This is a genomic window from Pseudomonas sp. AL 58 (assembly GCF_036348395.1).
GTDB lineage: Bacteria > Pseudomonadota > Gammaproteobacteria > Pseudomonadales > Pseudomonadaceae > Aquipseudomonas > Aquipseudomonas defluvii.
In genome coordinates, this window is the sequence record NZ_JAZBQR010000002.1 from 272593 (window position 1) to 287502 (window position 14910).

Consider the following 14910-nt stretch of genomic DNA (forward strand, 5'->3'; position numbering starts at 1 on the left):
CTCCTGCCGTTCAGGCATCAGGCGTCCTGATAGCTCTCGATCGACGGGCAAGCGCAGACCAGGTTACGGTCGCCGAACACGTTGTCGACCCGGCCAACCGGCGGCCAGTACTTGGCTTCGATCAGCGTTGGCAGTGGGTACACCGCCTGTTCGCGGCTGTAGCCATGTGCCCATTCACCCACCAGTTCGGCTGCCGTGTGTGGCGCGTTCTTCAGCGGGTTGTCGTCCTTGTCCAGGCTGCCATTTTCTACCGCGCGGATCTCTTCTCGGATGCAGATCATCGCGTTGCAGAAGCGGTCCAGTTCTTCCTTGGACTCACTCTCGGTAGGCTCGATCATCAACGTGCCGGCTACCGGGAAGGACATGGTCGGTGCGTGGAAGCCGAAGTCGATCAGGCGCTTGGCTACATCGTCAACGCTGATACCGCTGCTGTCCTTGAGTGGGCGCAGGTCGAGGATGCATTCATGGGCAACCAGGCCATTGCTGCCGGTGTACAACACAGGATAGTGCTCTTCCAGGCGACGGGCGATGTAGTTGGCGTTGAGGATCGCCATCTGCGAGGCGCGTTTGAGGCCGGCACCACCCATCATGCGAATGTACATCCAGGTGATTGGCAAAATGCTCGCGCTGCCGAACGGTGCGGCGCAGACCGCGCCTTCCTTGCGCGCCATGTGCCCGTGGCCAGGCAGGAACGGTGCCAGGTGGGCCTTGACGCCAATCGGACCAACGCCCGGGCCGCCACCGCCGTGCGGGATGCAGAAGGTCTTGTGCAGGTTCAGGTGCGACACGTCGCCACCGAACTTGCCAGGGGCGCACAGGCCGACCATCGCGTTCATGTTGGCGCCGTCGATGTACACCTGGCCGCCGTTGTCATGAATGATTGCGCAGATCTCGCCAATGGCTTCCTCGAACACGCCGTGGGTCGACGGGTAAGTGATCATCAGCGCGGCGAGGTGTTCGCGGTGCTCGATGGCCTTGGCGCGCAGGTCGTCGATATCGACGTTGCCGCGGGCGTCACAGGCAGTGACGACCACGCGCATACCGGCCATGTGCGCAGTGGCTGGGTTGGTACCGTGGGCCGACGACGGGATCAGGCAGATGTCACGACGATCGTCGCCACGGCTCTGGTGGTAGGCGCGAATGGCCAACAGGCCAGCGTACTCGCCCTGAGAGCCGGCGTTAGGCTGCAGCGATACTGCGTCGTAACCGGTGGCAGCGCAGAGCATGGCCTCCAGCTCGTCGGTCAGTTGCTGGTAACCCTGGCTTTGTTCGGCCGGGGCAAAGGGGTGCAGGTTGCCGAACTCTGCCCAGGTGATCGGAATCATTTCGCTGGCAGCGTTGAGCTTCATGGTGCAGGAGCCCAGCGGAATCATGGTGCGGTCCAGCGCCAGGTCCTTGTCGGCCAGCTTGCGCAGGTAACGCATCAGCTCGGTTTCGCTGTGGTAGCGGTTGAACACCGGGTGCTCGAGGATCGCTGACTGGCGCAGCAGTGCTGTTGGCAGGCGCGATTCGACGCGGGCTGCCAGTGCGGCGAAGTCTGGCAGTGCCTGACCGTTGGCAAACAGCGCCCAGAGTGTTTCAACATCGGCCTGACGGCTGGTTTCATCCAGCGACAGGCCCAGGCGCTGGGCGTCGATCTGGCGCAGGTTCAGCTGTTGGGCGCGGGCGCGCTCATGCAGCGCAGCGGTGTTGCTGCCGGTGGCCAGGGTGAGGGTGTCGAAGAAGCTCTGTGGCTCGACGGTGACGTCCAGTGCCTGCAAGCCGGCAGCGAGGATGGCGGTCAGCTGGTGGGTGCGCTCGGCGATCTGCTTCAGGCCTTGCGGGCCATGATAGACCGCGTACATGCTGGCGATGTTGGCCAGCAGTACCTGAGCGGTGCAGATATTGCTGGTGGCCTTCTCGCGGCGAATGTGCTGCTCGCGGGTTTGCATGGCCAGACGCAGTGCAGTCTTGCCGAAACGATCGATGGACACACCGACCAAGCGGCCTGGCATGTCGCGCTTGAAGGCGTCGCGGGTGGAGAAGTAGGCGGCGTGCGGGCCGCCGAAGCCCAGCGGAACACCAAAGCGCTGGGCGCTGCCGATGGCCACGTCGGCACCGAATTCCCCTGGTGGCGTCAGCAAGGTCAGGGCCAGCAGGTCAGCGGCAACCGCGACCAGGGCATTGGCGGCGTGGAAGCGTTCGGTCAGCTCGCGGTAGTCGAAGACCTCACCGTTGCTGGCCGGGTACTGCAGCAGGGCGCCGAAGAACGCGCTGACGTCGCTGAGCTCGCGCTCGTCGCCAACCACCACGTCGATACCCAGCGGTTCGGCGCGGGTGCGCAGTACGTCGAGGGTCTGTGGGTGGCAATGCACGGAGGCAAAGAAGGCATGGCTGCCTTTGTTCTTGCTCAGGCGCTTGCAGAAGGTCATGGCTTCAGCAGCAGCGGTGGCCTCATCGAGCAACGAGGCGTTGGCAATCGGCAGGCCGGTCAGGTCGCTGATCAGGGTCTGGAAGTTCAGCAGGGCTTCCAGGCGGCCTTGGGAAATTTCGGGTTGGTACGGGGTGTAGGCGGTGTACCAGGCCGGGTTTTCCAGCAGGTTGCGCAGGATCGGCGCAGGGGTATGGCAGTTGTAGTAGCCCTGGCCAATAAAGGTCTTGAACAGTTGGTTCTTGCTGGCGATGGCCTTGAGTGCTGCCAGTGCGTCTGCTTCGCTCTGGCCGGCGCCAGCATCGAGCACGCTGGTGCCCTTGATGCTGTCGGGAATCACGCTGGCGCTCATGGCGTCCAGCGAATCAAATCCCAGTGTGGCAAGCATGCTCTGCTCGTCGCTCTGGCGTGGGCCGATGTGCCGGGCGATGAATTCGTTGGCAGTGCCGAGGTTGATAGTCATGGCGGCTCCTCAGGCGTCGGCGCTGGCTTTGATCAGGCGGTCGTAGGCGTCCTGGTCGAGCAGTTGCTCGACGGCGCTGGCATCGGCCGGGATGAAGCGGAAGAACCAGCCTGCGCCCAGTGGGTCTTCGTTGACCAGCTCAGGGCTGTCTTCCAGGCCGTCGTTGACGGCAACGACTTCGCCGTCGAGTGGCATGTAGACACCACTGGCGGCCTTGACCGACTCGACGGTAGACGCTTCGGCGCCTTTTTCGTAGTGCTGCAGTTCCGGCAGTTGCACATAGACCACATCGCCCAGCGCGTTCTGGGCGAACGCGGTGATGCCAACCGTGACGCTGCCGTCAGCTTCGACACGCAGCCATTCGTGATCTTCGGTAAAACGCAACTCGCTCATGGGAATTCCTCGGGGGACACGGTGACGGGCCGGTTACGCAACCAGGCCTAGGACTGGTAACTCCTTAGCAATTTTGTGGCCAATTCAATAAATCTCTTTTAAATCAATTAGTTATGATTTTTCATGAATGCGAGATGACACGGCTGTAGCGAAATCGCTACAGCCGGGGTGCGAGAAAAAAGCTCAAAGGGATCAAAACCTTGCGTTGTAGCGCAAAAAACGTGCTGTATCGAAATCGTTACGCCGTAGCGTTTTCAGTACGCTGAATGTCGCTTTCAGTGCTTTCCGGGGATGCCGTACTTGCGCAGGCGATGGGCGATGGCCGTGTGAGAGGTCTGCAGGCGGTTGGCCAACTGCCGGGTGGAAGGGTAGGTGGCATAGAGTTTTTCCAGCAGGCTGCGTTCGAAGTCTTCCACGGCCTGTTCCAGGCTGGTCACTTCACCATCCTGTTCGCGGGCCACAGACGTGCCGGCGATGTCCAGGTCGCCGATGTCCACCAGGCTGCTTTCGCAGATCGCGGCGGCGCGGAAGATCACGTTCTGCAATTGCCGCACGTTTCCAGGCCAGTGGTTGCTGAGCAGGGCAGGGTACGTTCCGGGGGCCAGACGGCAGAGCGGACGCTGGATCTGGGTGCAGGCCTGTTGCATGAAGTAGCGGGCCAGCAACAGGATGTCCTGGCCGCGCTCGCGCAGTGGTGGTACTTGCAGGTTAAGCACGTTCAGGCGGTAGAACAGGTCCTCGCGAAAGGTACCCTCGGCGACCATTTTCTCCAGGTTGCGGTGGGTGGCGCTGAGGATCCGCACGTTGACCTTGACCTCACGGTCGCCGCCCACCCGGCGAAAGCTGCCATCGTTGAGAAACCGCAGCAGCTTGGCTTGCAGGTAGGGTGACATTTCGCCGATCTCGTCGAGAAACACCGTACCCTGGTTGGCCAGTTCCATCAGCCCCGGTTTGCCGCCACGCTGCGCACCTGTAAAGGCCCCGGGGGCATAGCCGAACAGTTCGCTCTCGGCAAGGTTCTCCGGCAGGGCAGCACAGTTCAGGGCCAGGAACGGTGCAGTGTGTCGGCTGCTGATGGCATGGCAGGCGCGGGCCACCAGCTCTTTGCCGGTACCGGTTTCTCCATGGATCAGCAGCGGTGCGTCGAGGGTAGCGACCCGCAGTGCGCGGGCCTTGAGCGTACGGATCGGCGGTGAGTCTCCGAGCAGCGCATCGAAGCCCTCGGCGTGGTCGTGATGCAGGGCCGACAGGCGCTCACCGATGCGGTTGGGTTGGTACAGGGTCAGCAGGGCACCGGCATTGGTGATCGGGGTGGCGTCGAGTAGCAGGCTCTGGCCGTTGAGGACCATTTCACGCATGGGCAAGCGAAAACCGTTTTCGAGCAAGGTATCAAGCAGGCCGGGGTCGCCGAAAAACTCCCCCACCGAGCGCCCCGCCGGCTCCTGGCCGCAGAGCGCAATCAGCGCCGGATTTGCCAGCAGGACAGTACCTGCACTGTCCAGGGCCAGCACCGGGTCGCTCATTGCCGCCAGCAGTGCATCCAGTTGCAAGTGCCGACGCTGGCCGGGGAGGATGTCGACGACCTTCACCGTTTGCACGCCGCGCACATTGAGCAGGGCGTCGTGCAACTCCTCGAGTACATCGGGGCTCAAGGTCGGCGCATCGATGTAGACGTTTGGGGGCACCATCTCCACGGCATCCAGGTTCAGATGACGGGCACCGAGCAAGGCCAGGACTTCCTGGGTGATACCGACGCGGTCGATGAAGCTGACGTGGATGCGCATGGGGCGTTAACGGGTCTGTACTGCCGGGGGAGGCTAGTATGCCTTGCGCCTGCGATACGGTCGAATCGCTGGCAGGTGTGTGCCCATTACCACGCTGGCGATGAGGCCCTGACGGCTAGGCGAGATGTTCCGGTTTGATCGGGTCTCCGGGTTTTACGTCGAGCTGTCGGCGCACGTCTTCGAATACCTGGTCGTAGTAACTGTGCATTGAGCCGATGCCTGCGGTTTTGGGCATGCCGTATTGTTGGGCGATGCGTGTTGCATGGCGGGCAAAATCGAAAGCCTGATCCTTGGGCAGGAAGAAGTCTTCCTTGAGGCTATTGCCCTCGATCGTACCGTGAAGGGTAAAGAGCATGCCTTTACCTTCCTTGGGGTCGTGCGTGACTTCATAGTCAAGACACAGGTTGTAGCTGTAGTCATCCTTGTTCAGCGCATGGCGCTCGAAATGCAAATGACCGGGTTCAAACTTGGCCATGGTGTGCTCCTTTGGGTTTAGAACTGACGGGCGCGCACGCCCGTCACACGGGTCAAAGGTAGCGGATACCTGCTGTGGCCGTGCTGACGCGAGTGCCTGCAGTACCTTTGACGATGTCTTCAATGTCGGCCAACGATCCGATGACCGCCACTTTGCCGGTGTTGCGTGCAAAATCGCAAGCTGCCTGCACCTTTGGTCCCATAGAGCCGGCGGCAAAACCGAGCTTTTCCAGTTCGTCCGGGTGCGCCTGGGCGATGGCTTTCTGGGTAGGCTTGCCGTAGTCGATGAACGCAGCGCTGACATCTGTAGCGATCACCAACAGGTCCGCTTCCAGTTGCTCGGCCAACAGTGCCGAGCACAGGTCCTTGTCGATCACCGCCTCGATACCCTGGAGCTTGCCGTTGGCATCGTACATCGTTGGAATGCCGCCCCCACCGGCACAGATCACGATGCTGCTCTTTTCCAACAGCCATTTGATCGGGCGAATTTCAAAGATGCGCTTGGGTTTTGGGCTGGCGACCACGCGCCGGTACTTGTCGCCGTCCGGGGCGATGGCCCAGCCTTTCTCCTTGGCCAGGCGCTCGGCGTCTTCCTTGCTGTAGACCGGGCCGATCGGTTTGCTCGGATGCTTGAACGCCGGGTCATTGGCATCAACTTCGACCTGGGTAAGCAAGGTGGCGAAGGGCACTTCGAAATCCAGCAGGTTGCCCAGTTCCTGTTCGATCATGTAACCGATCATGCCCTCGGTTTCGGCCCCGAGCACATCCAGCGGATAGGGGGAAACCGACGTGTAAGCCGCCGCCTGCAGCGACAGCAGGCCCACTTGCGGGCCATTACCGTGAGCGATGACCAACTGGTTGCCGGGGTGAACCTTGGCGATCTGTTCGGTGGCAATCCGGATATTGGTGCGCTGGTTGTCCGCAGTCATTGGTTCGCCACGGCGCAGCAGAGCGTTACCGCCCAATGCAATAACGATACGCATGGTGATGTCCTTTTAGCGAAAGGGGAGGAAGCATGTTGGCTGTTTGGCAACCGTCACGTTCGGGTGCAGGCAGCGCTGCCCCCGCACGTGCTTAAGGCCGAGGGCCTACAGGTCTGCCAGGGTCGACACTAGGATTGCCTTGATGGTGTGCATGCGGTTTTCCGCTTGCTCAAAGGCAATACAGGCTGGCGACTCGAAGACGTCGTCGGTCACTTCGATGCCATTGGCCAGGTATGGGTACTGCTCGGCGATCTGCTTGCCGACCTTGGTGTCGGCGTTGTGGAAGGCCGGCAGGCAATGCATGAACTTGGTCCGCGGGTTGCCAGTGGCTTTCATCAGTTCGGCGTTGACCTGATACGGCAGCAGTTGCTGGATGCGTTCGCCCCAGGCTTCGACGGGCTCACCCATCGACACCCAGACGTCGGTATGGACAAAGTCGACGCCCTTGACCGCTGCTTTCGGGTCTTCGGTGAGGGTGATACGTGCACCACTTTCCTCAGCGAATTTCTTGCAGCGAGCCACCAGGTCATCATGTGGCCACAGGGCTTTGGGCGCGGCAATGCGCACATCCATGCCCAGTTTGGCGCCGATCAACAGCAGCGAGTTGCCCATGTTGTTGCGGGCATCGCCCAGGTAGGCGTAGCTGATGTCGTGCAGCGGTTTGTCGCTGTTCTCACGCATGGTCAGTACGTCGGCGATCATCTGGGTCGGGTGATACTCGTCGGTCAGGCCGTTGAACACCGGTACGCCAGCGTACTTGGCCAGTTCTTCGACGATCTCCTGCTTGAAGCCACGGTACTCGATGGCATCGTACATGCGCCCGAGCACGCGGGCGGTGTCCTTCATGCTTTCCTTGTGGCCGATCTGCGAGGAGTTGGGGTCGATGTAGGTCACGTTGGCGCCCTGGTCGTAGGCGGCCACTTCAAAGGCGCAGCGCGTGCGGGTCGAGGTTTTCTCGAAGATAAGCGCAATGTTGTTGCCTTTGAGGTGCTGCTGTTCGGTGCCGGTGTACTTGGCGCGCTTCAGGTCGCGTGACAGGTCAAGCAGGTAACGCAACTCGCGTGTGGTGTGGTGTTCCAGGCTCAGCAGGTTACGGTTGTGGATGTTGAACGCCATGATGATTCTCCTTGGATTCGGTGATCGGCCCGGCCAACGCCGGGTAGGCGTGGCCGGGGTGATGGTCGTTTAGTAATCGATCGGGTCACGTACGATTGGGCAGGTCATGCAGTGGCCGCCGCCACGGCCACGGCCCAGCTCGCCAGCGCTGATGGTGATGACTTCGACACCCGCCTTGCGCAGCAGGGTGTTGGTGTAGGTGTTACGGTCATAGCCAATGACCACACCAGGCTCCAGGGCCACCACGTTGTTGCCGTCGTCCCACTGTTCGCGCTCGGCAGCGAAGCTGTTGCCACCGGTTTCCACAACGCGCAGTGCTTTCAGGTTCAAGGACTCGGCTACGACATCAAGGAAGGATTTGTTCTCCCGTCGTACGTCCAGGCCATAGCTGTTCTTGCTGTCCGGACGGATGATGAACGGGATGATTTCCTTGACCACTTCCGGGAAGACCGTGACCAGGTCGCGGTCGCAGAAGCTGAACACAGTGTCCAGGTGCATCGCCGCACGGGATTTCGGCAGGCCGGCGACCACGATTTTCTCTGCGGCGCCCTTGGCGAACAGCGATTGCGCGAGTTGGCCGATGGCTTGGCGCGACGTACGCTCACCCATGCCGATCAGAACCACGCCGTTGCCGATCGGCATCACATCGCCGCCTTCCAGCGTTGCCTGGCCATGGTCCTTGTCCGGGTCGCCGTACCAGATTTCAAAGTCGGCGTTGATAAACTCCGGGTGGAACTTGTAGATGGCGGTGGTCAGCAAGGTTTCCTGGCGTCGGGCCGGCCAGTACATCGGGTTCAGTGTCACGCCGCCGTAGATCCAGCAGGTGGTGTCCCGGGTGAACTGGGTATTGGGCAGCGGTGGCAGCAGGAAGCTGGAGTGGCCGAGGTAGTCGCGGTACATCTTGATGACGCTGGCGCCTTCACTTTCTGGCAGGTCTTCACCGGCCACGCCGCCGATCAGGAATTCGGCCAGCTTGCGGGGCTCCAGGCTTTCCAGCCAGCCGCGCACTTCATTGGTCAGGCCGACGCCGACGGTGTCCGGGGTGATCTTGCGGTCGAGAATCCACTTCAGGGCTTCGGGGTTTTGAATGGTTTCGGTCAACAGGTTGTGCATTTCCAGCACTTCAACACCGCGCTCACGCATCTTGGTGACGAAGTCGAAGTGATCACGCTTGGCCTGGTTGACCCAGATGACGTCATCGAACAGCAACTCGTCGCAGTTGCTCGGCGTCAGGCGCTGATGCGCCAGGCCGGGGGAGCAAACCATCACTTTGCGCAGTTTGCCGGCTTCGGAATGTACGCCGTACTTAACTTTTTCCGTGGACATGGCTTATTTCCTCCAAGTTGCGAATACGGGGGTTACAGGGTCAGGAAGCCGTCATACAGGCCGTAGGCTGCCACCAGGGCGCCGACGATCACGGCGGCGAAAATCAACTTCTCCACGTTGGTAAAAATGGGTTGGCCGACTTCACGCTTGGCCTTGGCGAACAGAATCACGCCGGGGGCATAGAGCAACGCCGAGAGCAGCAGGTACTTGACGCCGCCGGCGTACAGCAGCCAGATCGCGTAGATCAAGGCGATCCCACCGATGAACAGGTCCTTCTTGCGCTCGGCCAAGGCTTGCTCATAGGTTTCATTGCGTACCGCCAGCAGCACGGCATAGGCTGCCGACCACAGGTAAGGCACCAGGATCATCGAGGTGGCGAGGTAGATCAGCTTCAGGTAGGTGCTGGCAGAGAACAGGGTGATGACCAGGAAAATCTGCACCATGGCATTGGTTAGCCACAGGGCATTGGCCGGTACCTGCTTGGCGTTCTCACGGCGCAGGAATTCCGGCATGGTGTGGTCCTTGGCCGCTGCGAACATGATTTCGGCGCACAGCAACACCCAGGACAGCAGCGCGCCCAGCAGCGAGATGACCAGGCCGACACTGATCAACACCGCGCCCCAGTGACCGACCACGTGCTCAAGCACCGCCGCCATCGACGGGTTTTGCAACTTGGCCAGTTCGGGCTGCGTCATGATGCCCAGCGATAGCACGTTGACCAGCACCAGGAAGAGCAGCACGGTAATGAAACCGATGACCGTGGCCTTACCCACGTCCGAGCGTTTTTCTGCCCGCGCCGAGAAGATGCTCGCGCCTTCGATACCGATGAACACCCAGACGGTGACCAGCATCATGTTGCGCACCTGGTTCATCACGCTGCCCAAGTCCGGGTTCATGCGGCCCCAGATGTCAGCGGTGAAAATGTCCAGTTTGAAGGCAAAGAGGGTGATCAGAACAAACAGCACCAGTGGCACCACCTTGGCGACGGTGGTGATCAGGTTGATGAAGGCCGCTTCCTTGATCCCGCGCAACACCAGGAAGTGTACGGCCCAGAGCAGGATTGACGAGCCGACGATCGCGGCAGGCGTGTTGCCCTCGCCGAAGATCGGGAAGAAATAGCCCAGGGTGCTGAACAGCAGCACGAAGTAGCCGACGTTACCTATCCAGGCGCTGATCCAGTAACCCCAGGCCGATGAGAAGCCCATGTAGTCGCCGAAGCCGGCCTTGGCATAGGCATACACCCCGCCGTCCAGATCCGGTTTGCGGTTGGCCAGGGTCTGGAAGACGAAGGCCAGGGTCAGCATGCCGACTGCGGTAATGGCCCAGCCGATAAGGATGGCTCCGACATCAGCGCTGGCGGCCATGTTTTGCGGCAGTGAAAAGATACCACCGCCAATCATTGAGCCCACCACAAGTGCGACTAGCGCACCGAGCTTTAGTTTTCCAGGAGCGTCTGACATTGGATAACTCCATTCCAGGAGAAGAGAGAGGCCAGCATAAAATCGGCGACTTTTGGATGAACTGATTCAGGTCAGTTCATGGCTACATTCCATTGTTGTTCAACTAGTTAGGCGGTGTATTCCTGTCTGTTTTTGAAGTGCTGCAGCCCCCGTCTGGCTGGGCTTTCATGGGTTTTTAGAGCATTTTATCTAGGGTGATTCGAGATTTGACGCTAGCCCCTTTTTCGGGATTCGCAAATTTTTGTCGGGAGAAATTCCTATTAAGTTGATGGAGATCAAGTGCTGTTCAAAACTATTGTTTTAATGCCGTTGGTATAGATGCGCCAGTTATTAGCGCTCTGGTTTGAATGCGTCATTACCTATAAACACGCACGGAACAAATGCCGTTAATTCAGGTGCATCGCCAACGTTACAAATGCGGGACAGGGCGGGATGTCCGAAGGCTCGGCGCTGGGGAAGGCAACCGCTATCGGTTGTATGTCGGGGAGGAGGTATTGCCGGTGCCGGGGCTTTGCTGGCGTGCGCAGATGCGACCTGGGGTCGATGCTGCGGACGCCAGCATGGGCTAGAGGGTCAAACCTTGAACTGCTCGATCAAGGCCATCTGTTGCGAGGAGAGGGTGTTGAGTCGATTGCTGATTTGCGCCGACTCGGCCGCCTGGCCGGTCAGGGTTTCGGTGACACCACGAATTGCCGAGACGTTGCGGTTGACCTCTTCTGCCACTGAGCTTTGCTGTTCGGCGGCGCTGGCGATCTGAAGGTTCATGTCGCTGATGACTGTCACCGCTTCGCTGATGCGGTTAAGGGCTGCGACGGCCTGATGAATCTGCCCGGCGTTCTCCTGAGCCTTGCCTTGGCTTGCATGCATGGTTGCGACCACGCTGCGGGTATTGCTCTGGAGGCGTTCGATCACCTGGCGAATTTCTTCCACGGACTCCTGGGTGCGCTTGGCCAGGTTGCGCACTTCATCGGCGACCACGGCGAAGCCACGGCCACTCTCACCGGCACGTGCGGCCTCAATGGCGGCATTGAGGGCCAGCAGGTTGGTTTGTTCGGCAATGCTGCGAATGACTTCCAGTACAGAGCCGATCTGTTCGCTGTTGGCCGCCAGGGTTTCGACTTCGCCAACCGCCTTGCTGACATCCTCGGCCAGCAGGGCGATGTCACGGGTGCTGCGCTCGATGATTGCACTGCCGTCCTTGGCGGACTGATCGGCACCACGGGCGGCATTGGCAGCGCTTGCGGCACTGTTGGCGACGTCATGGGCGGTGGCGCTCATTTCATTGGAGGCGGTGGCCACCTGGTCGATTTCGCGGAACTGCACCTGCATGCCGTCGCTGGTACGTTGGGCGATGGCTGAGGACTGGTCGGCGGTGGCGCGTGCTTGAGTGATGCTCTGTTTGATCTGGGCGATGATCGGCTGCAGCTTGTCGAGGAAGCGGTTGAAGCCGCCGGTCAGTCGTCCCAGTTCGTCCTGCCGGGCATAGTGCAGGCGTTGGGTCAGGTCGCCGTCGCCGCTGGCGATGTCTTCAAGCATCGCGGCCACGCTGTTCAGTGGTCGGGTTACGCCGGTGGCGGTCATCCAGATCACCAGCAGGCCGCCAAGACCGGCCAGGGCTGCGAGCAACAGAACCTTCAGGGTGCCGCTGGTACGGGCCTCTTGCAGCACCTTTTGCAGGGCACTGGCATCGGCCAACAGTACGTCTTTTGGCAGGTCGATCAACACCCCCCAAGGTTTGCTGCCCGGGATCGGTTCGACCGGGTACAGGGCGCGAACCATTGTCCCCTGCTCGATGACGTGAGGGCGTTTGTCGGTAAGCCTTTCCAGTGCCTGCCGACCTTCCTGGCCAAGGGCCTGCTCAATACCTCGGCCGACTTTGCTGGCGTCATTGCTGTTGGCGGCGAGCAGGCCACCTGAAGAAACGACCAGCAGGTGGCCGGCACCGTCGAACAGTTCACGCTGGGCGGCGCTGGCAGCGGTTTGCAGATCGTCCAGCGCCATGTCGACGCCGGCCACACCAATCACCTTGCCGTCGCTGAGCAGCGGCACGGTGATACTGGTCATCAGCACTTTTTTGCCGCCGACGGTATCTTCATAAGGTTCCAGCAGGCAGGGCTGGGCGCTGTTGAAGGTGCAGGTGTACCAGCTGTTGTAAGGGGTACCGCTGAGGTTGAGCTCGGTTTTGGCCAGGTCGCCTTCGACAATCAGTGTGTTCAGCGCGGTGCCCTGGGCGCGGCTCCAATAGGTGGCGAAGCGCCCGCTGTCGTTGCCGCCATTTGCCAGTGTATTGACGAACGCGCTGTCGCGGCCGTCCAGCGCATTGGGCTGGAACACCAGCCAGAGGCCGAGGATGTCGGTGTTGCGATTGAACGCGGTCGCCAGGCTTTGGCTCAGGGCGGCGCGTACACTGGCCGCGTCCATCGTCTGGGCCTGGCCCAGCTTGCGAAGGTCCAGCGCCTGGTCGCCGACGCCAGTGGCCAGGGTCAGCTTGTTGCTGAAGGTGCGTTTGAGCAGCTCGGCCTTTTCACCCGCCCGCGCTTGCAGCAACGCCTGTACGTTGCGGGTGAGCATGGTGCTGCTGGCTTTATCGACCAGTTGATCGCTGTCGTGGGACTGGTACAGGTTGATGCTGACGACCAGAGCAACGACCCCCAGCAGGCAGAGGCCGGAAAGCAGAACGATTTTCAGACGAATCGAAAGCGTGTCGAACATGAACGTACTCGCAAATGAACGGGTCGTTGAAAAGCCGAGTTGCTCGGCGCTGTTCGCCAGATGAGTTCAGCGATATCGGTGTATCGGCAGGGCCTTGTTAGACTTTAGTCGTATGCGGTGGGCGGTCATCTGTTTGTCACAGAAACCTGTTCCGGGCGTGACCAGATCCACAGGTTGACCAGGGCCATGCCCGCGAGGGCGCAAAACAGCGGCCAGCGATGTTCGAGCATTACCAGCATCAGTGCGCTGCACAGCAGCATGCTCACGGAGGCGCTGAACTTGGTCTTGCGGGTTATCACCTTGCCGTTGTGCCAGTTGTGCAGCATGGGGCCGAACAGGCGGTGATTTTCCAGCCAGTGGCTCAGGCGCGGGGAACTGCGGGTGGCGGCCCAGGCAGCGAGCAGAATGAACTCGGTGGTCGGCAGGCCGGGAACGAAAATGGCAATCAGGCCAATAGTCAGGCTTGTATAAGCCAGTAGGCCGAACATCAGGCGGGACAACTTGGAGGCGGGTGGGCGAGGCATGGGCGCTTTGACTGTGCGGGTAGGGCCCGGTTGCCGTCAGTGGCGATAGCGGGCTTGAAGGGAGCTTCGTCGCGCAGTTTGCGGCCTTTGGCGATGAAGATCCAGCACGTCTTGGCTTGGCTGCTTGTGCTTACAGGGGGGCAGGTGCGGCAGGGTTATGGCTGCGGGCCGCGAAAGGGAGGCGCTCCCCTTCGCGTTGTTATCGCCTGCATCGACTCATTGCGCGTTGCACAGCGCCAGGCAGTTATCCAGCATGCGGTTGGAGAAGCCCCACTCATTGTCGTACCAGGCCAGCACCTTCAACAGCTTGCCGTTGGCCTTGGTGTGGTTGGCGTCGAAAATCGATGATAGCGGGTTGTGATTGAAGTCGCAGGAAACCAGCGGCAGGTTGTTGTAACCGAGAACCTTCGAGTGTTGGCTGGCTTCCTTGAGCAGGGCGTTGACCTCCTCGGCACTCGCCTCGCGCTTGAGGTTCACCGTCAGGTCGACCAGCGACACGTTGATCACGGGTACCCGCACCGCCATCCCGGTCAGCTTGCCGGCCAGCTCCGGCAACACCAGACCCACCGCCTCGGCGGCGCCGGTCTTGCTCGGGATCATCGATTGGGTGGCCGCGCGGGCGCGGAACGGGTCGCTGTGGTACACGTCGGTAAGGCTCTGGTCGTTGGTGTAGGCGTGGATCGTGGTCATCAGGCCTTGCTCGATGCCCAGTTCGCGGTGCAGCACCTGGGCCACCGGTGCCAGGCAGTTGGTGGTGCAGGAGGCGCTGGAGATGATCTGGTGCGATTGGCGCAGAATGTCGTGGTTGACGCCATAGACGATGGTGGCGTCAGCGCCCTTGGCCGGTGCCGAGATAATGACTTTGCGTGCCCCGGCAGTAAGATGGGCGGCCGCCTTGGCGCGGTCGGTGAACAGCCCGGTGCATTCAAAGACTACGTCGATGGCCTCGGCCTTCCAGGGCAGCTCGGCAGGGTTGCGAATGGCGCTGACGGCAATGCGGTCACCGTTGACGGTCAGGCTTTCCTGATCGGACGCCACGCTGGCCTCGAATATCCCATGGACGCTGTCGTATTTGAGCAGGTGAGCGTTGATCGCGCTGTCCCCCAAATCGTTGATGGCGACGACCTGCAGGTCCTGGCGGTAGCCTTGGGTATAGAGTGCACGAAGAATGTTGCGGCCGATGCGGCCAAAGCCATTGATTGCAATTCGTAGGGTCATGGAGCTGCCTCTTGCAGACCAGGTGAAGCCCGAGATGCGAGTGAACA

At 60.8% G+C, this 14910-nt stretch carries 11 protein-coding genes and 1 pseudogene; all 12 read right to left on the reverse strand.

Translation table 11 applies throughout. The features are described from left to right. Nucleotides 1-17: 17 nt before the first annotated feature. Nucleotides 18-2873, reverse strand: coding sequence for an aminomethyl-transferring glycine dehydrogenase (gene gcvP / locus UIA24_RS01665; protein ID WP_330522037.1), 2856 nt, complete (start codon nt 2871-2873; stop codon nt 18-20). 9 nt (nt 2874-2882) lie between these two features. Then, entirely contained in the window at nt 2883-3266 is a 384-nt protein-coding gene (gene gcvH, locus UIA24_RS01670; protein ID WP_330522038.1) for a glycine cleavage system protein GcvH, read from the reverse strand. A gap of 275 nt (nt 3267-3541) precedes the next feature. Further along, the gene (locus UIA24_RS01675) at nt 3542-5050 is read right to left on the reverse strand and encodes a sigma-54-dependent transcriptional regulator (RefSeq protein ID WP_099773651.1); all 1509 of its coding nucleotides are present in this window, start codon (nt 5048-5050) and stop codon (nt 3542-3544) included. 115 nt (nt 5051-5165) lie between these two features. Further along, entirely contained in the window at nt 5166-5525 is a 360-nt protein-coding gene (locus UIA24_RS01680; protein ID WP_065760164.1) for a DUF5064 family protein, read from the reverse strand. Nucleotides 5526-5577: 52 nt separating this feature from the next. Beyond that, nucleotides 5578-6507, reverse strand: coding sequence for a carbamate kinase (arcC, locus tag UIA24_RS01685; protein ID WP_065760163.1), 930 nt, complete (start codon nt 6505-6507; stop codon nt 5578-5580). 105 nt (nt 6508-6612) lie between these two features. Continuing rightward, nucleotides 6613-7623: an ornithine carbamoyltransferase gene (locus UIA24_RS01690; RefSeq protein ID WP_330522039.1), complete on the reverse strand. Its 1011-nt coding sequence runs from the start codon at nt 7621-7623 to the stop codon at nt 6613-6615. Between the two features lie 69 nt (nt 7624-7692). Further along, nucleotides 7693-8949 carry an arginine deiminase gene (gene arcA / locus UIA24_RS01695; RefSeq protein WP_065760161.1) on the reverse strand — a complete coding sequence of 419 codons (1257 nt, stop codon included), beginning with the start codon at nt 8947-8949 and terminating at the stop codon, nt 7693-7695. 32 nt (nt 8950-8981) lie between these two features. Further along, entirely contained in the window at nt 8982-10409 is a 1428-nt protein-coding gene (gene arcD, locus UIA24_RS01700; RefSeq protein ID WP_330522040.1) for an arginine-ornithine antiporter, read from the reverse strand. 573 nt (nt 10410-10982) lie between these two features. After that, nucleotides 10983-11738 (reverse strand): methyl-accepting chemotaxis protein, encoded by a 756-nt coding sequence (locus UIA24_RS23165; protein ID WP_371917225.1) that lies wholly within the window; start codon nt 11736-11738, stop codon nt 10983-10985. Between the two features lie 102 nt (nt 11739-11840). Continuing rightward, nucleotides 11841-13121 (reverse strand): annotated as a pseudogene (locus UIA24_RS23170) (PDC sensor domain-containing protein); the annotation flags it as partial. Between the two features lie 125 nt (nt 13122-13246). Then, complete coding sequence (locus UIA24_RS01710; protein ID WP_065760158.1) at nt 13247-13645, reverse strand: YbaN family protein; 399 nt, start codon at nt 13643-13645, stop codon at nt 13247-13249. 216 nt (nt 13646-13861) lie between these two features. After that, complete coding sequence (gene gap / locus UIA24_RS01715; protein WP_099773652.1) at nt 13862-14863, reverse strand: type I glyceraldehyde-3-phosphate dehydrogenase; 1002 nt, start codon at nt 14861-14863, stop codon at nt 13862-13864. Nucleotides 14864-14910 lie beyond the last annotated feature (47 nt).

Coding starts and splice junctions, on each gene's coding strand:
- UIA24_RS01675 (WP_099773651.1), bottom strand. CDS start 5,050: ATGCGCATCCACGTCAGCTTCATCGACCGCGTCGGTATCACCCAGGAA.
- UIA24_RS01680 (WP_065760164.1), bottom strand. CDS start 5,525: ATGGCCAAGTTTGAACCCGGTCATTTGCATTTCGAGCGCCATGCGCTG.
- gcvP (WP_330522037.1), bottom strand. CDS start 2,873: ATGACTATCAACCTCGGCACTGCCAACGAATTCATCGCCCGGCACATC.
- UIA24_RS01710 (WP_065760158.1), bottom strand. CDS start 13,645: ATGCCTCGCCCACCCGCCTCCAAGTTGTCCCGCCTGATGTTCGGCCTA.
- gcvH (WP_330522038.1), bottom strand. CDS start 3,266: ATGAGCGAGTTGCGTTTTACCGAAGATCACGAATGGCTGCGTGTCGAA.
- UIA24_RS23165 (WP_371917225.1), bottom strand. CDS start 11,738: ATGCAGGTGCAGTTCCGCGAAATCGACCAGGTGGCCACCGCCTCCAAT.
- UIA24_RS01690 (WP_330522039.1), bottom strand. CDS start 7,623: ATGGCGTTCAACATCCACAACCGTAACCTGCTGAGCCTGGAACACCAC.
- arcC (WP_065760163.1), bottom strand. CDS start 6,507: ATGCGTATCGTTATTGCATTGGGCGGTAACGCTCTGCTGCGCCGTGGC.
- arcD (WP_330522040.1), bottom strand. CDS start 10,409: ATGTCAGACGCTCCTGGAAAACTAAAGCTCGGTGCGCTAGTCGCACTT.
- gap (WP_099773652.1), bottom strand. CDS start 14,863: ATGACCCTACGAATTGCAATCAATGGCTTTGGCCGCATCGGCCGCAAC.
- arcA (WP_065760161.1), bottom strand. CDS start 8,949: ATGTCCACGGAAAAAGTTAAGTACGGCGTACATTCCGAAGCCGGCAAA.